The sequence below is a fragment of the Streptomyces sp. NPDC006463 genome (assembly GCF_042870715.1).
Lineage (GTDB): Bacteria > Actinomycetota > Actinomycetes > Streptomycetales > Streptomycetaceae > Streptomyces.
In genome coordinates this window covers 316,100-335,987 of record NZ_JBIAHP010000001.1, presented here as the reverse complement: position 1 = coordinate 335,987, position 19,888 = coordinate 316,100, and the positions used below count along the sequence as shown (strand labels likewise).

At 71.7% G+C, this 19,888-nt stretch carries 19 protein-coding genes; 9 read left to right on the top strand and 10 right to left on the bottom strand.

The genetic code is table 11. The annotated features are described in order from the left end of the window. Window positions 1–14: 14 nt before the first annotated feature. Complete coding sequence (locus ACFYOB_RS01640) at window positions 15–1,052, bottom strand: lyase (protein WP_388552984.1); 1,038 nt, start codon at window positions 1,050–1,052, stop codon at window positions 15–17. A gap of 639 nt (window positions 1,053–1,691) precedes the next feature. Between ACFYOB_RS01640 and ACFYOB_RS01635 the strand changes: the two genes are divergently transcribed. Together ACFYOB_RS01635 and ACFYOB_RS01630 are read left to right on the top strand one after the other, a co-directional pair. Further along, window positions 1,692–2,099 carry a hypothetical protein gene (locus ACFYOB_RS01635; RefSeq protein WP_388552981.1) on the top strand — a complete coding sequence of 136 codons (408 nt, stop codon included), beginning with the start codon at window positions 1,692–1,694 and terminating at the stop codon, window positions 2,097–2,099. A 42-nt stretch (window positions 2,100–2,141) separates the two neighbouring features. Continuing rightward, window positions 2,142–2,366 carry a hypothetical protein gene (locus ACFYOB_RS01630; protein ID WP_388552978.1) on the top strand — a complete coding sequence of 75 codons (225 nt, stop codon included), beginning with the start codon at window positions 2,142–2,144 and terminating at the stop codon, window positions 2,364–2,366. On the opposite strand, the gene ACFYOB_RS01625 is transcribed toward ACFYOB_RS01630, so the two are convergent. Beyond that, a complete protein-coding gene (locus tag ACFYOB_RS01625; RefSeq protein WP_388552975.1) occupies window positions 2,354–3,712 on the bottom strand; it encodes an LCP family protein in 1,359 nt (452 codons plus the stop codon). The genes ACFYOB_RS01630 and ACFYOB_RS01625 overlap by 13 nt on opposite strands. A 135-nt stretch (window positions 3,713–3,847) precedes the next feature. Between ACFYOB_RS01625 and ACFYOB_RS01620 the strand changes: the two genes are divergently transcribed. Continuing rightward, the gene (locus ACFYOB_RS01620; RefSeq protein WP_388552972.1) at window positions 3,848–4,738 is read left to right on the top strand and encodes a hypothetical protein; all 891 of its coding nucleotides are present in this window, start codon (window positions 3,848–3,850) and stop codon (window positions 4,736–4,738) included. Between the two features lie 43 nt (window positions 4,739–4,781). Here the strand turns inward: ACFYOB_RS01620 and ACFYOB_RS01615 are convergent, their stop codons facing one another. Further along, complete coding sequence (locus ACFYOB_RS01615; protein WP_388552970.1) at window positions 4,782–5,063, bottom strand: hypothetical protein; 282 nt, start codon at window positions 5,061–5,063, stop codon at window positions 4,782–4,784. A 126-nt stretch (window positions 5,064–5,189) separates the two neighbouring features. Here ACFYOB_RS01615 and ACFYOB_RS01610 point away from each other — a divergent pair, with 126 nt between their 5' ends. Beyond that, on the top strand, window positions 5,190–5,762 hold the full coding sequence (locus ACFYOB_RS01610) for a putative glycolipid-binding domain-containing protein (protein ID WP_388552967.1): 573 nt from the start codon (window positions 5,190–5,192) through the stop codon (window positions 5,760–5,762). Window positions 5,763–5,916: 154 nt separating this feature from the next. Further along, on the top strand, window positions 5,917–6,405 hold the full coding sequence (locus tag ACFYOB_RS01605; RefSeq protein WP_388552964.1) for a hypothetical protein: 489 nt from the start codon (window positions 5,917–5,919) through the stop codon (window positions 6,403–6,405). Between the two features lie 16 nt (window positions 6,406–6,421). Here ACFYOB_RS01605 and ACFYOB_RS01600 read toward each other — a convergent pair whose 3' ends face one another. From ACFYOB_RS01600 to ACFYOB_RS01585, 4 genes are all read right to left on the bottom strand, one after another. Continuing rightward, complete coding sequence (locus ACFYOB_RS01600; protein WP_388552961.1) at window positions 6,422–6,655, bottom strand: DUF6213 family protein; 234 nt, start codon at window positions 6,653–6,655, stop codon at window positions 6,422–6,424. 83 nt (window positions 6,656–6,738) lie between these two features. Beyond that, window positions 6,739–7,476, bottom strand: coding sequence for a VOC family protein (locus ACFYOB_RS01595; RefSeq protein WP_388552958.1), 738 nt, complete (start codon window positions 7,474–7,476; stop codon window positions 6,739–6,741). Window positions 7,477–7,751: 275 nt separating this feature from the next. Continuing rightward, the gene (locus tag ACFYOB_RS01590) at window positions 7,752–7,952 is read right to left on the bottom strand and encodes a DUF5988 family protein (protein WP_328929475.1); all 201 of its coding nucleotides are present in this window, start codon (window positions 7,950–7,952) and stop codon (window positions 7,752–7,754) included. Window positions 7,953–7,993: 41 nt separating this feature from the next. After that, the gene (locus tag ACFYOB_RS01585) at window positions 7,994–8,419 is read right to left on the bottom strand and encodes a VOC family protein (protein ID WP_388552955.1); all 426 of its coding nucleotides are present in this window, start codon (window positions 8,417–8,419) and stop codon (window positions 7,994–7,996) included. A 212-nt stretch (window positions 8,420–8,631) separates the two neighbouring features. On the opposite strand from ACFYOB_RS01585, the gene ACFYOB_RS01580 reads away from it, so the two are divergent. After that, complete coding sequence (locus ACFYOB_RS01580) at window positions 8,632–12,576, top strand: Pls/PosA family non-ribosomal peptide synthetase (protein WP_388552952.1); 3,945 nt, start codon at window positions 8,632–8,634, stop codon at window positions 12,574–12,576. A gap of 65 nt (window positions 12,577–12,641) precedes the next feature. Continuing rightward, a complete protein-coding gene (locus tag ACFYOB_RS01575; RefSeq protein ID WP_388552949.1) occupies window positions 12,642–14,054 on the top strand; it encodes a M1 family metallopeptidase in 1,413 nt (470 codons plus the stop codon). Between the two features lie 60 nt (window positions 14,055–14,114). Here the strand turns inward: ACFYOB_RS01575 and katG are convergent, their stop codons facing one another. Together katG and ACFYOB_RS01565 are read right to left on the bottom strand one after the other, a co-directional pair. Next, entirely contained in the window at window positions 14,115–16,346 is a 2,232-nt protein-coding gene (gene katG, locus ACFYOB_RS01570) for a catalase/peroxidase HPI (RefSeq protein WP_388552946.1), read from the bottom strand. Further along, window positions 16,330–16,530, bottom strand: a complete 201-nt coding sequence (locus ACFYOB_RS01565; RefSeq protein WP_388552943.1) for a hypothetical protein — start codon at window positions 16,528–16,530, stop codon at window positions 16,330–16,332. Before ACFYOB_RS01565 ends, katG begins: the two co-directional genes overlap by 17 nt. 201 nt (window positions 16,531–16,731) lie before the next feature. Between ACFYOB_RS01565 and ACFYOB_RS01560 the strand changes: the two genes are divergently transcribed. Both ACFYOB_RS01560 and ACFYOB_RS01555 read left to right on the top strand, forming a co-directional pair. Next, the gene (locus ACFYOB_RS01560) at window positions 16,732–17,142 is read left to right on the top strand and encodes a Fur family transcriptional regulator (protein ID WP_388552940.1); all 411 of its coding nucleotides are present in this window, start codon (window positions 16,732–16,734) and stop codon (window positions 17,140–17,142) included. Between the two features lie 109 nt (window positions 17,143–17,251). Then, a complete protein-coding gene (locus tag ACFYOB_RS01555; RefSeq protein ID WP_388552937.1) occupies window positions 17,252–17,869 on the top strand; it encodes a flavodoxin family protein in 618 nt (205 codons plus the stop codon). A 72-nt stretch (window positions 17,870–17,941) separates the two neighbouring features. Here ACFYOB_RS01555 and ACFYOB_RS01550 read toward each other — a convergent pair whose 3' ends face one another. Continuing rightward, window positions 17,942–19,825 carry a protein kinase gene (locus ACFYOB_RS01550; protein WP_388552934.1) on the bottom strand — a complete coding sequence of 628 codons (1,884 nt, stop codon included), beginning with the start codon at window positions 19,823–19,825 and terminating at the stop codon, window positions 17,942–17,944. Between the last annotated feature and the right edge of the window lie 63 nt (window positions 19,826–19,888).

Below are 19,888 nucleotides of genomic sequence, written 5' to 3'. Positions count from 1 at the left end.
GGACCGACTCCCTGTCATGCCACCGAAACCAGGCCCGGGCGGATGTACTCGGACTCCAGCCCGGCCGCGAACCGTTCGTCGTTGTACCGCGTGCACTCGTAACGCTGCCACAGATCCGCGCCGATCATCCAGTCTTCGTAGCTCCGCACGCACCGGGACACCGCGGCGCGCAGCGACGGGTCCGTCTCCCCGCGGGTGTCCAAGGCCTGGAGCAGGCGCCGTTGCGCGGCCAGGAACTCGTCTATGCGCACCTGGATGCGGTCCTCGACCGCGCGGACCGCGTCGGGAAGCGAGCACCGCTCCCAGGAGGAGATGAGGGAGACGAGGTTGTTGTTGTCGCCGCAGGAGTGCTCCTTCGGCAGCGAGAACACGTCGTTCCCCCACGAGATGACGTCCACGGCGCTCGCCACGACCTCCTGGAACTCGGGGAGGTCGTGGATGCGTTGCGGCAGGTCGATGCCCAGCCCGGCCTCCACCATGTCCATCATCGGCAGCATCTGGGAACTGTGCCGGCGCATGAGTATGTAGTCCTGGACCGCGGGGCGCCCTCCGGGCCCGCGGTTGCCCGCCTCCTGGTCCAAGGACCGCAGCATGAGCGGCACATGGGAGCGGTAGCGGGCCGCGGTGCCCTCGGACATCCCGGCCAGGATGCGGTCGCAGAGGTCGATGAACCCGGTCACCAGCGGATTGGCCGGCGACGACGCGCTGCCGGTCCTTCCCGTCTCCAGGTACCCGGTGATCGCTGCGGCGACGGGTGTCCAGGCAGCCACCTCACCAGTTCGGATGAGGTGGTCGTGCTGGTCGTCCAGGACGAACGACCAGGCCATCCACTCGGCGAGCAGGACGATCCTCTCGTACGGGACCTCGCCGCTCACCCGGCCCGCGAGGTGGCCGAATCCGATCCCCGCGAACTGCTCGACGGCGTCGGTGACGAGTTCGTGCCGGACTACCCACGAGGTGGCCTCGGCGTTGGCCTGTGCGGCCTGAGGATGCTTGGAGTTCCCGAACGGAAGGTGGAAATCGGGAACAGAGAAAGAGTTGAGCTGGGTCATTGATCCCCCGTAAAGAGTCTACTTCGCCAATACCCGCTCAATTCGCGATCGCGATTGTCGCGACGCTTCCGAGCGCACCCCCTCTGCTGCACCTTCGTCGCAGCGGCACGCTGCGGCTCCTGGAATGAACCGATCGCGGAGCGACCAGATTCCGCCGACGCACGACCACATCAAGCCACCCATGAAGTAATTAACTCTCAGGGCGGAGCGCACTGTCAATGTAGGGCGAGTGGAGACGCTGAATTGATCCGGAAAATTCCGAAAGTGTATTCGCCCAGAATATGCAAAGGGCATAGTTGGTGCCGTGCCGGGCGTCCGGACGGGTGTCGGCGGGGAGCGCCGGCCGTCCTCGGAAGGGGAGTTGGTGGCGAACCCGCGCGCCGCAGGGCCGGCCGTAGGCCTCTTCCGGCCACTGGTGCGTACGCCGGAAACGGTGCATCACGGTGCATGCAGGGGTTGTTGCTCCCGCCCGGTCCGAACTCATGCGAGCAACGGCCCTGTTCGCATACGGGACGGGCTGTGCGGGTCCGGAAGCGGCCGGGAACGCGGAGGGGTGGGCGGGTGGCCGAAGAGCGCCGTTGAAGTGCCCGGCGCCGCCTACACTGCGGGTGGACACGGCAGTCCGGGCAGGGGTGGAACATGCGCGAGTCCGATCCGGCAGACCTGGACGACGACTGTGGGGCCGAGGTCCTCGGCGCCTACCTGGAGGACCTGCGGGCGCGGCTGAACGGGGAGCGGTTCGAAGCGCTCATCCGTGCGGTCCAGATCACCTGCGCCCTGCTGGGAGACGGCCGGCGGCCCGTCCTGGAGATCCCCGGAGAGAGCGACCTCGCCCCCGATCTGCGGTGCGAGTACCTGTCCCTGATGGCGGTGATGATCACGGGCCACCTCGACCACCGCCTGGTCGAACTCGCCGCCCCCGACGGCGCCCGAGGCTGGGCCGTCGTGGAGAACATCCGCTCCCATCGGGCGTGCGAGGCCGAACGGGCGTGGATCGAGAAGGAACTGGAAGGCATCGTCCGCGCCGGCGACGCAACGTCATCGTGACTTCCCCGCCGGGCAGGGGCGGGGTGTTCGTACACTCGTGCGGTGAGTGATGTGAGGTGTACGTACTGCGGGGCCGTCGGGCTTGAGCCCGGGTTCGTGGAGGACAGCGGCGAGGGGGCTCGCGGCTATGCCCGGTGGATCGCCGGGCCCTTGGAGCGCGGGTTGTTCGGCGGGGCGAAGCGGCTGGGGAGGCCTCGCCGGCAGATAGAGGCCTTCCGCTGTCAGCGTTGCGGTCACGTGGAGCTCTTCGCCACTCACCCCGTCTGAGTGTCGGTCGCGGGTTCCGGCCGGGCAGGTGTCCCGGCGCAGCGGAGGTGTTCGGCGGTGACGGGGGCGCCGTCGGCGACGTTGCGGTCGTAGGTGACGGTCTTGACCCGGACGGGATCGGTTCCGACCGTCACGTCGAAGAACTTGTCGCCCTTCGGGACCGCTCGCAGGCGGGAGCCGGGCAGGGCGGCCGCGAGGGTGGCGGCGTCCTCCTCCAGGCCCGCCGGGTAGCTGATGACGGGCGGCCCGGCGGGACGTACCGCCGGCGCGGACCGCGAGGTGTCGGTGACGGCGAACCCGCTGCCGCGCAGCGCCGCGGCCACCGCGGTGTCGTCCACACGGACTTTGATCCCGGCCGGGTTGGTCGGAGCGGGGGTCTCCGGGACGGGCTGGATGCGGGTGTCGCCGGTGATGGGACGGTCCGCGCCCAGCGCCTCCCAGAGCGCCGCGGATCGCGGCTCGTCCCACACCAGCGTGGAGCCCACACCGGGTACGCGGTGGTCGAAGAGCCTGATCGGCACGGTCGCGAACTCGGTACGGTCCGCACGCAGCCGGCCGAGCGCCCAGCCGATGCGGACCAGGTCCCGAAGGTCGGTGCCCTCGTCGGTGCGTACGGACTTCAGCAGGGCCCGGGCGGTGCGCGCCGTGTTCACGGGGCCGTCCAGCGCGCCCTCGGCGGTGAGCCGGGTCAGCAGTCCGGTGACCACGCGCTGCTGGCGCCGGACTCGGCCGAGGTCCCCGGGCCGCTGGTTGACGTGCCGGGCCCGGACGTAGCGCAGAGTGTGGTTCCCGTCGGTGTGGTGGACACCGGCGCCGATGTCGAGACCTGAGTTCTCGTCCTGGAGGGGCCTGTCCGTGCACACGGTCGCGCCGCCGAGGTTGTCGACGGCCTGCTCGAAGCCGGTGAAGCCCGTCTCCAGGTAGTGGTCGACGCGCAGACCGGTGACCTTCTCGACGGTCCGCACCGTCAGCGGGCCGCCGCCGAGCGCGTACGCGCCGTTGATCTTGCCGAGGCGGGGCGGGCCGGTCCGGCCGGTGGTGCCCGCCGTACCGGCGTACTCGACGTAGGAGTCGCGGGGGATGGAGACGACGCTCGCCCGCCGAAGGTCCTGGGACAGGTGCACGAGCATCATCACGTCGGTGCAGTTGCATCCCTTGCCGCCCACGTGGAGCCTGCGCTTCTCGGCGGAGGAGAGGCCGGCGCGGCTGTCGATGCCGACGACCAGGATGTTCGTCCCCCGGCCGTGGCCCGGGACCGTGCGGTCGGCCGATGCGGCCTGCTGGCCGAGGAACGAGCCGGATCCGAGGGCCGCCAGCAGGGCAAGGGCAACTGTGAGACGACGCAACGCACACCCCATATGTCGGCAAAACGGAACAGCACCGGAGATTAACGGGTGGGAGCGCGAGCCATGGGGCTACGCGCCGGGACGGGCCGCGCCCGCCCCCGTCCGGCAGCCGGAGGCCCTTGTAGGTTCTGCCCCATGACCCTCACCACCCCGCCGCGTCCGCTGGACGTCGAGGCCCTGTTCCCGGATCTGGCCGCCCACCGCGGTACGGCAACGCGGCTGCACCCCCGCGCCGGTTCCCCGGGGACGGGCGACAGCCACGTCGGGGGGCCACTGCTGTGGCCCGCCGACGAGCCGTGGCCGGCATGCGACGAGCCGCACGAGCACAGCGGGCCGCTGCTCGCCGTCGCCCAGCTCTACCGCCGGGACGCCCCGGACCTGCCCGCCGGTCCCGACGGCTGCGATCTGCTCCAGGTGTTCTGGTGCCCCTTCGACAGCCACGGGCCCACGGGCCACGGCATGCACGTGCGGCTGCGCTGGCGCCGGTCCGCAGAGGTCCGCGAGGCCTTGGCGGAGCAGCCGCAGGCGACGGTCGTCGGCTTCGACGGCTACGTGCCGAACCCGTGTGTGCTGCACCCCGAGCGGGTCACCGAGTACCCGTACATCGAGCTGCTGACCGGAGAGCTCGGCGAGCGCGTCGAGGAATGGGAAGACGCCCAGGAGGAGGCCGCGTACGAGGAGGCCTCCCACGAGGCGGACGAGGACTCCCGCGCATGGCCGAGCTACCAGAGCGACCTGTCCATCGCCCCCGGCTGGAAGGCCGGCGGGCACCCCGCGTGGAACGTCACGGGCCCCGGGACGATGGACTGCCGCGGCTGCGGTCACGGGATGGAGCTGCTCCTGACGATCGATACGTACGAGTGGCGCTCCGACAGCATCAGCTGGCGGCCGGTGCAGGAGGCCGGGGCCGGCCTCCGGATCGACTCGAACCGCCCGACCGGGGTCGCCGTCGGCAACTACGGCAAGCTCAACATCTTCGCCTGCCCCGGCGACCCCGCCCACCCACACGGTTTCGCCGTGCAGTGACCGGTGCCCGTCCGGCGCACCGGCCGGCCGAGCGGACGGCCGGTCAGGATCGGCCCCCGGCGGTGATCTCGTCGCGGATCAGGTTGCGGTGCTCCTCGTACAGGAGCCGCGCGTCGTCGCTCGCGAGCGGGTCGGTGCCGAGACCGCACGCGCAGGTGACGACGGCGAGATCCGGTGCGGCCCGCCGGGTACCGCTCTCAGGAGCGGTACAGCCCTCGCCCTTTACGTTCTCGAAGCGAAGTCGGTGGCGGGAGACGGGTGGGCGCCGCTCGTCGGGAGTGACCGTCGCGTCGCCGTAGTCGAGGGTGAACCGGTGTTCGTTCATGCGACCATCATCGCTTCTCCGACCGGCCCGGCACCGGTTGCGGCGCGCCCCGCGCACACCGTGCGGGGGAGCGGCCGGGCGCTGCGTTCCCGTACGCGGACGGCGTCGCGACGTAGGCTCGCCCGTATGAGTACTCGTCACCTCGCGCGCACCTGGGAGATCTTCCCCGACAGGGGGTACTCGACGGCCTGGCTCGGCCTCACAGGCAGCCGCCTCGCCGCGCGCGGGCGGTCCGTGGGCCTGGTCCCCGAGCCGTACTGGGTGACGTACTCGCTGGAGACCACCGACGCGTACGTGACCTCGCGCCTGCACGTCACGGTCGAGACGGCGGCATCGGCCAGGACGCTGGACCTGCGCAACGAAGCGGGCCGTTGGACGGCGGACGGCGAGTACCGGCCCGATCTCGACGGCGCTCTCGACTGCGACCTGGGCCTGTGCCCGCTGACCAACACCATGCCCGTGCTCCGTCACGGCCTCCACCGGCAACCCGGAACCGACCCGCACCACTTCCTGATGGCCTGGGTCTCCGTCCCCGGCCTCGACGTCAGCGCGAACCGGCAGACGTACACGCACATCGCCCGTGCCGAGCACGGCGCGCGCATTCGCTACGAGTCAGGCGACTTCCGCAGCGACGTCGAGTTCGACGACGACGGGCTGGTGCTGGACTACCCGCTCGTCGCGACGGCGCTCACCCGCTGACGCCCGCGCCGCGAGGCGGCTGCCGGGTTCGCGAGGCGACTCCGGAGTTCGTGAGGGCGCCGCCGCTCCAGCGGGTGCGCGGTCCGCCCGGATGGGGGAAGCTGGGCATGGCCGAGCAGCGTGGACGGTGGGACAGGCAGACGAGGAGGGTCTCGTGGTGACTTCAGGAGACGGCCGACTCGCACGCGTACCCCGCTCCAGGGTGCGGAAGGCCACGTTGTTGTGCGCGGCAGCGGCCCTGGTAGTGGCCGCCGTTCCGGCCTCCGCTCAGCCGGGGGCCGCACCGACGCCGACCCCGAGGCCGGGAACGGTCGTGGTCGCCGACTGCTTCGACAAGGCCCAGGTGCGCCCGGAGGAGTACCTGCTGGCATGCGGGGACGGCAACAACCGCCTCGTGGGGCTGCGCTGGGACACCTGGGGGCAGCGGACCGCGACGGCCACCGGCACCGACATGGTGAACGACTGCCGCCCCTACTGCGCCGCGGGCCGTTTCCACCCCTACCCGGTGACGGTGACCCTGAGCAAACCGGAGCCCTGGCCCGAACGCGACGACGTCCAGCGCTTTACTTTGATCCGGCTCGTCTACACCGACACCGCGCCGTCCCCGGTCGCGAAGGACGTGGTGTACAAGCTCGTGTACTGACTGCAACGGGTCGGGTCTACGGGTGCGAGCCCGAGGCGAGCGCGATGCATTCGACGTCGATCTGATCGGCGAGCTGGTCCAGCACGCCCGCCAGGTCGAGCACGGTCTGTGGATCGCCCCGCATCTCTCCGGAGTCGGTGGAGTACAGCCAGTCGGCCGAGAGGCGGCGCAGCAGCTCGGTGACCTGGCCGGCGGGTATCAGCAGGACGCCGTCGGCGGCGGGGATCAGCGGTATGGATACCTGGATCATGGGACCGCCTCCCGGAGAAGTATCGACATCTGTCCCAACCAGGTCCGTGACCACGTGATTCCGGCCGGGACCAAGACAAGGCCTCACGCCGAAGGACGCTGAGGGCTCATCACGGTGAAGAGGGCGCCCTCGGGGTCGCTGAGGGTCACCGAGCGGTCGGCACTTGTCGTACGGACGGGACCGGCGATCCGGCCGCCCAGTGCGGTGGCGGCGTCCGTCGCATCCTCCAGATCGGGTACGTGGAAGTGGACGTGCCAGCGGGGGCGGACCAGCGGGTCGGGGGCCTCCTCCAGCGCGCCACCGTTGATGCGCGCCACGGTTTCGTGACCGTGCCGCAGCACGACGTGGTCGTGCTCGTAGGAGACGGTGCACGAGCCGGGCCGCTCGGCGGCCCAGTCGAGGACCTCGCCGTAGAAGATGGCCGCGGCGAACGCGTCGCGCGTACGCAGTTCCAGCCACGCCGGAGCGCTTCCCCGGCCCACGGCCCAGTCCGGGATGACCTCGCCCTGCCAGAAGCCGAAGACGGCCCCGGCGGGGTCCGCGGCCAGGGCGGCCCGCCCGGTGCCGAAGGCGAGAGGGCCGACGGCCATGGTGGCGCCGCGTTCGCGGATGCGGGCGGCGGTGGCATCGGCGTCGTCGACGGCGAAGTACGGCGTCCACGCCACGGGCACACTGAGGCCCTCGGCCAGTGCGCCCATGCCCGCGACGGGAGCTCCGTCGCGCAGGGCGACCGTGAAACCGTCACCGATGCGCGTGCTGCGGAATTCCCAGCCCAGCACGGCGCCGTAGAACCGCCGGGCGGCATCCAGATCCCGAGTCATCAGGCTGACCCAGCACGGTGCACCAAAGAGTTCATGGCTCGACGTCGACACAGCTGTCAGCCTCATCTGCAGGTCGCAGGGCGGGGGACTTCCTCACCGTAGCTCCGGCGCGAGCGACCGGCCGCGAGGCTCGGCCCCCACGGTCCTCGGCGTCCTCCAACGGCTCCGGTCGGGCCAGCCGTTCACGAGGAGCCGGTCCGGGCGCCGACCGTGCCGCGCACTGTGGCGGCGCGTGCCGCCCGTGCAGCGGGCGGGTGCACGACGCGGTCACCGCTCTACTCGGCGATCTCCGTCCGTTCCCACCACTCGTACACGGGCAGCTCGCCCTCCGGTCCGGCGCGGTGCCGCGACGTGGGCCTGAAGTGCTCGTATCCGCCGAGGTGCGGGATCTTCAGGTCTTCTCCGGGGGCGGGAGCCGGGACGATCCGCTCGCGCAGGTCGTCCGGGCCGCCTTCAAGCGCTGCCTTGTCTGCCATGTCTCCAGTCTTCCGACCCGCGGGACCGCCCGCATGTCGAATCAGGCCTGCTGCGCGCTGATGTTGACCATCCAGGTGATGCCGAAGCGGTCCGTGCACATGCCGAAGACGTCGCCCCACATCTGCTTGTCCAGCGGGACCGCGACCGTGCCGTCGGCGGAGAGACTGTCCCAGTAACCGCGCAGTTCGCCGGCGTCGTCCCCGCTCAGACTCACCGCGATGTTGTTCCCGGGCTCGTGCGTCGTTCCAGGCGGGTTGTCGGCAGCCATCAGGGTGAAGCCGCTGTCCGTCTCGAGCATGCCGTGCATGATCCTTTCGGCGGCCTCCCCTGCGTTCCCGGCCTCCTGGCCGCCGAAGTCACCGTAGGTGTTCAGCGTCAGGGTGCCGCCGAACGTCCCCTTGTAGAACTCCATGGCTTGGCGGGCGTTGCCGTCGAAGCTGATGTAAGGATTGAGCCGGGAAGGCATGACATTGCCCTTTCCTCCTGAGATGTCAGTTCTCGGCAGATTAGGCGATGCGCATTACCGTCCCTTCCCAGCCACGCGCAAGGGTTCAACCGGAAAATCCTTGACGACGCACTAGACTGGAGGGCTGTTTGGCGCTGGACCGGAACAACCTGGGCAAACCCGGGCTCCGCCCGGCGACCCGGAGGTTTTCCGGAAACGAGACACGAGGGCCGATGGCAGCCACACCTGAACGTGGTGAACTCACCCTGCTCGACGACGGTGAGACGCGCGAGGAGACGTTCGAGGAGACGTACGCGGAGGCGCAGGAGGAGTCCGGCAAGTCCGCCCGGCTGTCCGCCGGGCCCGCCGCCCCGCCGCGCACCCTCGTCGACATCTTCGAGGCCTCCGTACGGGAGTATCCCGACGAGCTCGCCCTGGACGACGGCTCCGCCAGGCTGACCTACCGGACACTGGCCGTCGAGGTCGAGCGCCGGCGGCGCGCCCTCGCGGCCGCCGGAGTGGGGCTCGGTGACCGGGTCGGCGTACGCGTGCCGTCCGGAACCAACGAGTTGTACGTGGCCATCCTCGCCGTCCTCGCCGCAGGTGCCGCCTACGTGCCCGTCGACGCCGAGGACCCGGACGAGCGCGCCGAGCTGGTCTTCGGCGAGGCCGGTGTACGGGCCGTGCTGGGCGTCGGAGCGCGCATCGACACCGACGGCCACGCGGACGGCCGTACCTCTTCGGCCGCGCGGCCCGGCCCCGAGCACGACGCCTGGATCATCTTCACCTCCGGCTCCACCGGCAAGCCCAAGGGCGTCGCCGTCAGCCATCGCAGCGCCGCCGCCTTCGTGGACGCCGAAGCCGCGCTGTTCCTCGCCGAGGAGCCGATCGCACCCGGCGACCGGGTCATGGCCGGACTGTCCGTAGCCTTCGACGCCTCCTGCGAGGAGATGTGGCTGGCCTGGCGCCACGGCGCCTGCCTCGTGCCCGTACCCCGCTCCCAGGTGCGCAGCGGCGCCGACCTCGGTCCCTGGCTGGTGGAACAGGAGATCACCGTGGTTTCCACGGTGCCGACACTGGCCGCGCTCTGGGAGCCGGACGACCTGGGCGAGGTCCGGCTGCTGATCTTCGGCGGCGAGGCCTGCCCGCCCGAGCTGACCCAGCGCCTGGTCACCGAGGGCCGCGAGGTCTGGAACACGTACGGCCCCACCGAGGCCACCGTCGTCGCCTGCGCCTCGCTGCTCACCGGTGAGGAACCGATCCGGATCGGCCTTCCGCTCAACGGCTGGGAGCTGGCCGTGGTCGACGAGTCCGGTGAGCCGGTGCCGATGGGCGGCAGCGGCCAGCTCGTGATCGGCGGCGTCGGCCTGGCCCGCTACCTCGACCCCGAGAAGGACGCCGAGAAGTACGCCCCACTGGAATCCCTCGGCTGGGAGCGCGCCTACCGCAGCGGTGACCTCGTCCGCGCGGAACCGGAGGGGCTGGTCTTCCTCGGCCGCGGTGACGAGCAGATCAAGCTGGGCGGCCGCCGGATCGAGCTGGGCGAGGTGGACGCCGCGCTGCAGGCCCTGCCCGGCGTCGCCGGCGCCGCCGCCGCCGTGCGCACGGCGCGCAGCGGCAACCAGCTGCTCGTCGGCTACCTGGTCACCCAGGAGGGCTGGGACCGCGCGGCAGCCGTGGAGCGGCTGCGCGCCGAGCTGCCCGCTGCGCTCGTACCGCTGCTCGCGCCGGTCGACGACCTGCCGACCCGTACCTCCGGCAAGGTGGACCGGGACGCGCTGCCCTGGCCCCTGCCCGAACTGGAGACCACCGGCCCCGTCGAACGGCTGTACGGCACCGAGGCGTGGCTCGCCGAGCAGTGGGGCGAGACCCTCGGAGTGGCCGTCACCGGCGCCGCCGACGACTTCTTCGCGATCGGCGGGAACAGCCTCGCCGCCGCCCAGCTCACCACCCGCCTGCGCACCCGCTACCCGAGCGCGGCGGTGCTCGACATCTACCAGCAGCCCACCCTGCGCAAGCTGGCCCGGCGGCTGGAGAAGTCCGTACAGGACGACGGCGCGGCCCGGACCATCCCCCCGGTCCCGCTGCGGTCCAAGGTGATCCAGTCGCTCCTGCTGCTCCCGCTGTTCACCCTGGTCGGCCTGCGCTGGACCGTGGCGCTGCTGGCCCTGGGCAACGTACTGCACCTGTTCGGGCCCTATCCGTGGGCGCCGACCGCCTCCTGGTGGCTCGTCGCCGCCGGCGCGGTGCTGCTCTTCAGCCCGCCGGGCCGCCTCGCGATCGCGGCCGGCGGCGCCCGCCTGCTGCTGCGCGGGGTGAAGGCGGGTCGTCACCCCCGCGGCGGAAGCGTCCACCTGAGGCTGTGGACGGCCGAGCGGCTGGCGGAGTACGTCGGCGCGACCTCGCTCACCGGGTCCTGGCTGGAGCGCTACGCACGCGCTCTCGGTGCCAAGATCGGCCCCGAGGTGGACCTGCACTCACTGCCCCCGGTCACGGGCATGCTCAAGCTCGGCCGCGGCTGCGCCGTCGAGTCCGAGGTGGACCTCTCCGGGCACTGGCTGGACGGCGACCGCCTCGAAATCGGCCCGGTCAAGGTCGGCGCGGGCGCCGTGGTCGGCACCCGCAGCATCCTCTTCCCCGGCGCGCGCGTCGGCAAGCGCGCCGAGGTGGCACCCGGCTCCGCCGTGGTCGGCCAGATTCCCACCGGTCAGCGCTGGGCCGGAGCGCCCGCCGGCAAGCTGGGCAGGGCCAAGCGGAACTGGCCCAAGGAACGCCCGCCGCGCGGGCTGTTCTGGCGGGCCGCATACGGGGCGGCCGGCTTCGGCCTCACGGCCCTGCCCGTGCTCGCCACCCTGCCCGCGCTGCTCGTGCTGAGCCGGTTCGTCCCGGCCGACGCGGGACTCGCCGACGCTCTGCGCGGAGCGCTGCTCGCCGTGGTGCCCGGGGCGCTGGCCTACGGGTTCGCGTACGCGCTGCTCCTGCTGGTCTCCGTACGGCTGCTGAGCCTCGGACTGCGTACGGGAACCCATCCGACGCACAGCCGGATCGGCTGGCAGGCCTGGACGGTCACCCAGCTGATGGACCTGTCCCGGGAAACCTTCTTCCCGCTGTACGCCGGGCTGATCACACCGGTGTGGCTGCGGCTGCTCGGCATGAAGATCGGCCGAGGCGCGGAGGTGTCCACCGTGCTCGCGCTGCCGAGCCTCACCACCGTCGGCGAAGGCGCCTTCCTCGCCGACGACACCCTGACCGCCCCGTACGAACTGGGCGGCGGCTGGATGCGGATCGGACACTCCGAGATCGGCCGCCGGGCCTTCCTCGGCAACTCCGGAATGACCGCGCCGGGCCGCAACGTACCGGACGACGGGCTGGTCGGCGTGCTGTCCGCCACCCCGAAGAAGGCCAAGAAGGGCAGCTCGTACCTGGGCCTGCCGCCGGTCCGGCTGCCGCGTTCCGCCGCGGACGCCGACCGGAGCCGGACGTACGACCCACCCGCGCGGCTGCTGTGGGCGCGCGGACTGGTGGAGCTGTGCCGGCTCGTCCCGGTGTTCTGCTCGGCCGCGCTGGCGGTGCTGACCGTGGCGGCGCTCTGCGCGCTGGTCACGGCGAGCGGCCTGGGGATCTGGGGAGCGGCGCTGCTGTCCGGGGCGGTCCTGCTCGCCGCCGGTGCGGCCGCCTGTGCGGTCGCCGTGACCGCGAAGTGGCTGCTGGTGGGCCGGCACCGGACGGGGGAGCACCCCCTGTGGAGCGGCTTCGTATGGCGCAACGAGCTGGCCGACACCTTCGTCGAGGTACTGGCCGTGCCGTGGATGGTCGGATCGGTGCCCGGTACGCCGCTGCTGGCCCTGTGGCTGCGCGGACTCGGGGCGCAGATCGGCCGGGGCGTGTGGTGCGAGAGCTACTGGCTGCCCGAGACGGACCTGGTGGTGCTGGGCGACGCGGTCAGCGTGAACCGTGGCTGTGTGCTGCAGACACACCTCTTCCATGACCGGATCTTGAGGACGGATACTGTGGTTCTCCGTGAGGGCGCCACCCTGGGCCCGGGCGGAATCGTCCTGCCCGGGAGCACGGTCGGGGCCCGCAGCACACTGGGTCCCGCGTCACTCGTGATGGCCGGGGAATCCGTCCCCGCCGACACCCGCTGGCTGGGCAATCCGATCGAGGCGTGGCGCTCCTGAGAGCGGCCCCGTCCTCGGCAGAACCAGCACGTCGTACGAGCACAGCGCAGGGAGCGGAAGCGGCAGTGAGCGGCCAGAAGACAGCGGCATCGGACCCGTACTTTCCGGCCAACGGCGACCCCCGTTACCGCGTGCACCGGTACGAACTCGCTCTGGAATACCGTCCCGGCCCCAACCGGCTGGCCGGGACGGCCCGGCTCAGCGCGATCGCCGGGCGGGCGCCGCTCACCGAGTTCCACCTCAACCTGGCCGAGTTCAAAGTGGGCCGGGTGCTGGTGAACGGCCGGGCCCCGCACTATGCGCACCGGGGCGGCAAACTCCGCATCCGGCCGGCCAAGCCGCTTCCGGCGGGCGCCGCCTTCACCGTGGAGGTGCACTGGGCGGGCAACCCCAAGCCGGTGCGGAGCCCGTGGGGCGGCCTCGGCTGGGAGGAACTGACCGACGGGGCGCTGGTCGCCAGCCAGCCGGTCGGCGCGCCCTCCTGGTACCCCTGCAACGACCGTCCGGCCGACAAGGCCTCGTACCAGATCTCCGTCAACACGCCGTCCGCCTACACGGTGGTGGCCTGCGGCCGGCTGCTCACCCGGACGACGAAGGCCAGTACCACCACCTGGGTGTACGAGCAGTCCGCGCCGACCTCCAGCTACCTGGTCGGCCTGTCCATCGGCATGTACCAGACGGTGCTGCTCGGCGATCCCGGGCTCGGTGGTGTTCCGCAGAGCGCCCACGTGCCGGCGCACCTGCTGCCGCGGTTCTCCCGCGACTTCGCCCGGCAGCCCGCGATGATGCAGCTGTTCGAGGAACTGTTCGGGCCCTATCCCTTCGGTGAGTACGCGGTGGTCGTCGCCGACGAGGAACTGGACGTCCCCGTGGAGGCCCAGGGCCTCTCCCTGTTCGGCGCCAACCACGTGGACGGCGTACGCGGTTCGGAGCGCCTGATCGCCCACGAGCTCGCGCACCAGTGGTTCGGCAACAGCGTGACCATTGCCGACTGGCGGCACATCTGGCTGAACGAGGGCTTCGCGAAGTACGCGGAATGGCTCTGGTCGGAGCGCTCCGGCGGGCGCACCGCGCACGAGCTGGCGGCCGCCGCACACCGGCTGCTCGCCTCGCAGGCACAGGACCTGCGCGTGGTCGACCCGGGCCGCAAGCTGATGTTCGACGACCGCCTGTACCAGCGCGGGGGGCTCGCCGTGCACGCGATCCGCTGCGCCCTGGGCGACGGCGCGTTCTTCCGCATGCTGCGTGACTGGGCCACCATCCACCGCCACGGAGTGGTGACCACCGCCGGCTTCACCAACCATGTGGTCCGGTACGCGGCCGCACCGATGGACGACGTGTTCTCGGCCTGGTTGTACGAGCCGTCCCTCCCGCCGCTGCCCTCGGCGCCGGCGCCCGCGCGGCCGTCGATACCGGCGAGGCCGGGGTACCCGCCCACGAACGGCGGGCCCGCGGGCCGGGGCAGGGCTTCCGCGTAGCGGAATTCCGCCGAGCAGCTCCGGGCCGGCCGGTGTGCGCGGCCGGCCCGGAGCTGCTGATCAGGCGAGGTCGAACCGGTCGAGGTTCATGACCTTGTCCCACGCCGCGACGAAGTCCTCCACGAACTTCTGCTTCGCGTCGTCGCTCGCGTAGACCTCCGCGAGCGCGCGCAGCTCGGAGTTCGACCCGAAGACGAGGTCGGCACGGGTGCCCGTCCACTTGACCTCGCCCGTGGCGGCGTCGCGGCCCTCGAAGGTGTTCGCGTCCCCGGACGTCGCCGTCCACGCCGTGCCCAGGTCGAGCAGGTTGACGAAGAAGTCGTTCGTCAGGGACCCGGGGGTCTTGGTGAAGACACCGTGCGCGGACTGCTGGTGGTTCGCGCCGAGGACGCGCAGGCCACCGATGAGGACCGTCAGCTCGGGGGCGCTCAGGGTCAGCAGGTTCGCCCGGTCGAGCAGCAGGTACTCGGCAGGCAGCCGGTTGCCCTTCCCGAGGTAGTTGCGGAACCCGTCGGCGGTCGGCTCCAGCGCGGCGAAGGACTCCACGTCGGTCTGCTCCTGCGAGGCGTCCGCGCGGCCCGGTGCGAAGGGGACCGTGACGTCGGAGCCGCCGTCCTTGGCGGCCTGCTCGACGGCTGCGGCGCCGGCCAGCACGATGAGGTCGGCGAGCGAGATCCGCTTGCCGCCGGTCTGCGCCGCGTTGAAGGCTTCCTGGATCCCCGTCAGGGTCCGCAGGACGGTGGCGAGCTCGTCGGGCTCGTTGACCTCCCACCCGCTCTGCGGCTGGAGGCGGATGCGCGCACCGTTGGCGCCGCCGCGCTTGTCGCTGCCGCGGAAGGACGAGGCCGCCGCCCACGCGGTGGAGACGAGCTGGGACACCGACAGGTCCGACGCGAGGACCCGGCTCTTGAGGGAGGCGATGTCCGCGGCGTCGACGAGCTCGTGCGTGACGGCGGGCAGGGGGTCCTGCCACAGGAGCGTCTCGGCCGGGACCTCGGGGCCGAGGTAGCGCACGACGGGGCCCATGTCGCGGTGGGTCAGCTTGAACCAGGCGCGGGCGAAGGCGTCCGCGAACGCGGCGGGGTTCTCGTGGAAGCGCCGCGAGATCTGCTCGTAGGCCGGGTCGAACCGCAGCGAGAGGTCGGTGGTGAGCATCGTCGGGGCGTGGCTCTTCGAAGGGTCGTGGGCGTCGGGCACGGTGCCCGCCCCGGCGCCCTCCTTCGGCCGCCACTGGTGCGCGCCGGCGGGGCTCTTGAACAGCTCCCACTCGTAACCGAACAGGATGTCGAAGAAGCTGTTGTCCCAGGCGGTCGGGGTGTTCGTCCAGATGCCTTCGAGACCACTGGTGATCGCGTCGGCGCCCTTGCCGGTGCCGTAGGCGTTCTTCCAGCCCAGGCCCTGCTCCTCGATCGGGGCGGCTTCGGGGTCGGCGCCGACGTTCTCCGCGGGACCCGCGCCGTGGGTCTTGCCGAAGGTGTGGCCGCCCGCGATCAGGGCGACGGTCTCCTCGTCGTTCATCGCCATCCGGCGGAAGGTCTCACGTATGTCGCGGGCCGCGGAGAGCGGGTCCGGGTTGCCGTTCGGGCCCTCCGGGTTGACGTAGATGAGGCCCATCTGGACCGCGCCCAGGGGGTTCTCCAGCTCGCGGTCGCCGGTGTAGCGCCCGTCGTCGAGCCAGGTGGTCTCGGGACCCCAGTAGACGTCCTCGTCGGGCTCCCAGACGTCGGCGCGGCCACCGCCGAAGCCGAAGGTCTCGAAGCCCATCTGCTCCAGGGCGACGTTGCCGGTGAGGATCATCAGGTCGGCCCACGAGAGGCTCTGGCCGTACTTCTTCTTGACCGGCCACAGCAGACGGCGGGCCTTGTCGAGGTTGCCGTTGTCCGGCCAGCTGTTCAGGGGGGCGAAGCGCTGCTGGCCGGCCCCGGCGCCGCCGCGGCCGTCGCTGATCCGGTAGGTGCCGGCGCTGTGCCAGGCCATCCGGATCATGAACGGGCCGTAGTGGCCGAAGTCGGCGGGCCACCAGTCCTGCGAGGTCGTCAGCACCTCCGCGATGTCCTGCTTGACCGCCGGGAGATCGAGGGCCTCGAACGCCGCGGCGTAGTCGAACTCCTCGCCGAGGGGGTTGGCGACGGCCGGGTTCTTGGCGAGGATCTTCAGGTTGAGCCGCTCGGGCCACCACTGGCGGTTTCCGCCGCCCTGCGTCGGGTGCGGCGCACGCGCGTGCGCGACCGGGCAGCCACCTCCGCCCTCGGCCTTCGCGTCTACGACGATTGCATCATGGTTCTCGGACATGGGAATCCTTCCGTACCAGGCGGATCGCGGTGTTCAGGAACTGAATGCGGTGGAACAGCCGGGGCTCCGGGCCCCGGCACAGGTCCTCGGCCGTGTCGATCTCCTCGACACCGAGGTGGTCACCGTCCCGGACGGTCTCGAACAAGTGGGACGCGAGCGGCCGCCACCTGCGGCATGGCGTCACCGCGCGGCTCCTCGGCGGTGGTCCGTCACGTCTCTGTCTCCCGCCGCTGTGGAGTCGTCGTGCCTCTTTGCTATCTGTGAAACCGATCCTACGATGGACAGAATCCAAGTCAAGAAGGCCGCCAACCCCGTATGCCGTCGGATCCCGGACGTCTGTGCCTACACGCCGGGGCATCCCACCGAACCGAAGAGGGGAACCGATATGAGTGACCTGCTGGATCGGCTGCGGGGGCGTGGCTGGCGGATGACATCCCAGCGGCGGGTCGTTGCGGAGGTCCTCGACGGAGAGCACGTGCACCTCACCGCCGACGAGGTGCACGCCCGCGCGGTGCAGTTGCTGCCCGAGATCTCCCGCGCGACGGTGTACAACGCCCTGGGCGAGCTCGTCTCCCTCGGCGAGGTCGTGGAGGTCTCCACCAACGGGCGCGCGAAACGCTACGACCCCAACGCGCACCACCCGCACCAGCACCTGGTGTGCTCCGCCTGCGGCCTCATCCGCGACGTCCACCCGGCCGGCGACGTGCTGGCCGGCCTCCTGGCCGAGGAGCGGTTCGGCTTCACGGTGTCCGAGGTCGAGATCACCTACCGCGGGCTGTGCCCGGCCTGCGCCTAGGCGGAGTTCGCCCTGCCGCGTGCCGGAATAACCTTTGAGACCCGGGGGGTTGGAGGGGTGGAACGCACCTGATGCCCCCTGTGCCCGGGGGCCGACAACCGGAGCAGACATGACCACCGAGACGCCCCGTGACGCAGACCGCTCGTTCCTCTTCGTCCTCGGCAGCTCCCGTCCGGAAGGCAATACCGAGATCCTGGCGCGGGTGGCCGCCGAACAGCTGCCCGCCGGCGTCCCGCAGCGCTGGGTGGACCTGGCCCGGCTGCCGCTGCCCGACTTCCAGGACGGGCGGCACGACACCGGCTCCTGGACCGTCGGCGAGAACGAGGATGAACTGCGCCGGGCCACCCTGGAGGCCACCGACATCGTCATCGCCTCGCCCTTGTACTGGTACGCCCTCTCCGCGCACACCAAGCGCTACCTCGACTACTGGTCGGGCTGGCTCGCGGTGCCCGGCCTGGACTTCAAGCAGCGGATGGCGGGCCGGACCCTGTGGGGGGTGACGGTCATGGCGGACGAGGACGAGGTGGTCGCCGACGGTCTGGCGACCACCCTCAACCACACCGCGGCGTACCTGCGGATGCGCTTCGGCGGTGTGCTGCTGGGCAACGGCTCCCGCCCCGGCCAGGTGCGCGACGACGAGCGCGCGGCGATCCGCGCGAAGACGTTCTTCCAGGGCGAGGCCCCGCTCGCCCGGTTCCCCTACGAGCAGGACCCCGCGGGCCGGTAGCCGGGACGGCAGACCCGGGAGGTGTCCTGTCCGCCGGGGTCCGCCCGGTCCGCCCGGGTCCGCCGGGACTTCCTAGGTCTGCCTCGTCCAGCGCTGTGACGCCTCCCCGCCGCACGTCTTCGTCACCAGGCCGTTGGCCATGCCCAGGTCGAGGCAGCCGCCGCCGTAGTCGCTGCGCAGGCTGCCGCCCGAACCCGTACGCCACAGCCGGCCGATGTCCTGGGCGCAGTCGCCCACGAAGACGGCCTGGCCGAGACCGTTGGAGTACAGGCAGCCGCCGCTCTGCTGGTTGACCAGCTTGAAGCTGCCGTCCGACTTGGTCTGCACGGTCCACCGGGCGGTCGGGTTCGCGCAGTCGCCGAAGTCCGAAGCGCCGTAGACCTGGGTGATGCACTTGCTGTTGTTGCCGTTGCGGTAGCGGTAGGTGCCGGATTCCGGAGGCGCCGGAGGCGTGGGGGCGGTGGTCGACCCGCCGCCGGTGGGGCGCGTGGTGCCGGAGCCGCCCGCGTTCGCGGAGCTTCCGGATCCGCCCGAGCCGCTGTGGCCGCCGCTCGCGCTCCCGCCACCGGGGCCGGTTCCGGCGCCCCCGGCGACCGCGACCGGGGCGCCGCCCGGCCCGCCCTGACCCTTGTCGCTGCCGTCCCCCTCGGGCTTGTCCTGGGCCGGTGACGGCGCGGGTGACGCCGCTGCGGACGGGCTGCCGCCCGCCGTCGAACCCGTATGGTCGGCCGGGGCCGTGCCCTGGGCGGCCGGGGTGGTCCGGGCTCCGGCCTGCGGCGAGGTCGTGTTCGGGAGGTGCTGGATGGCGAGTGTCGTACCGCCCGCGACCACGACGACGGGGACGACCGCGAGGAAGACGCGGGTACGGCGGCGCCGTTCGGGCCGCGGCTCGGGCCGTACCGGAAGGGACTCCACCTCGGGCGCGGGCTCCGCCCCGGGGCCCTTCTCCGGCTCCGTCTCCGGATCCTTCTCCGGTCCCTTAGCCCCTTCCGGTTCGGGGGTTTTGCCGGTGAGGGGGACGGTCGGTACGTCGACCTCCCGCACGTCCGCGGCGAAGGCGGCCCGCTCGGTCAGGCGCTCGGTGACGGCCGCCGGCCATGACGGCGCGGTGGCCGGGCTCTGCTGCGAGGCGCGTTCGAGGAGTTCGGTGGCGGTCGGCCGGCCTTCGGGGTCCTTGGCGAGACAGGCCGCGACGAGCTCGGCGAGCTCCGGCTCCAGTTCCCGCAACGGCTCCAGGTCGGGCTCTTCGTGGACGATGCGGTACAGCACCCCGTGCCCCGACTCGTCGCCGAAGGGCGGCTGCCCGCACGCCGCGTACGCGAGCACCGAGCCCAGCGCGAACACGTCGGTGGCGCCGCTCAGCCGCCGTGTACCCGAGGCTTGTTCGGGCGCCATGTAGGCCGGCGTGCCCACGACCATGCCGGTCCTGGTCAGCTGGCTCTGCTCGGTGGCCCGGGCGACGCCGAAGTCGATGAGGGTGAGGCCGTCGAGGGTCAGCATGACGTTGGACGGCTTGAGGTCCCGGTGCACCATGTCCAGCGCGTGCACCGCCGCCAGGCCCGCCGCCGCTTCCCGCAGCAGCAGCCACAGGGCCTGCGCGGGCAGCGGGCCGCCGTGCAGCCCGACGGCTTCCCGCAGGGTGAGCCCGGGGATGTAGGCGGTGGCGAACCACGGGGGCCTCGCGGTGCGGTCGCTGGCGAGCAGCGGCGCGGTCGCCTCCGCCGGAAGCCGGGCGAGATTGTCCAGTTCGTGCCCGAAACGCCGCACGAAGTCCTCGTCCTCGCCGACGACGGAGGCCAGCAGTTGCTTGACGGCGACGTACCGGCCCTCGTGGACCCCGAGGTACACCCGCCCCATGCCTCCGGCCCCGAGCCGGCCCGCCAGCGGAATCGACCCGATCCGGTGTGGATCCCCCGCCTCCAGAGGCTCGGCCCCGCTCCCCCTCAGCTCTAACACGTCAGCCCCGCTCGAATTAGAAACAGTTTCTAGGAATCTAACCCGATGATCCCGCAACGGCAA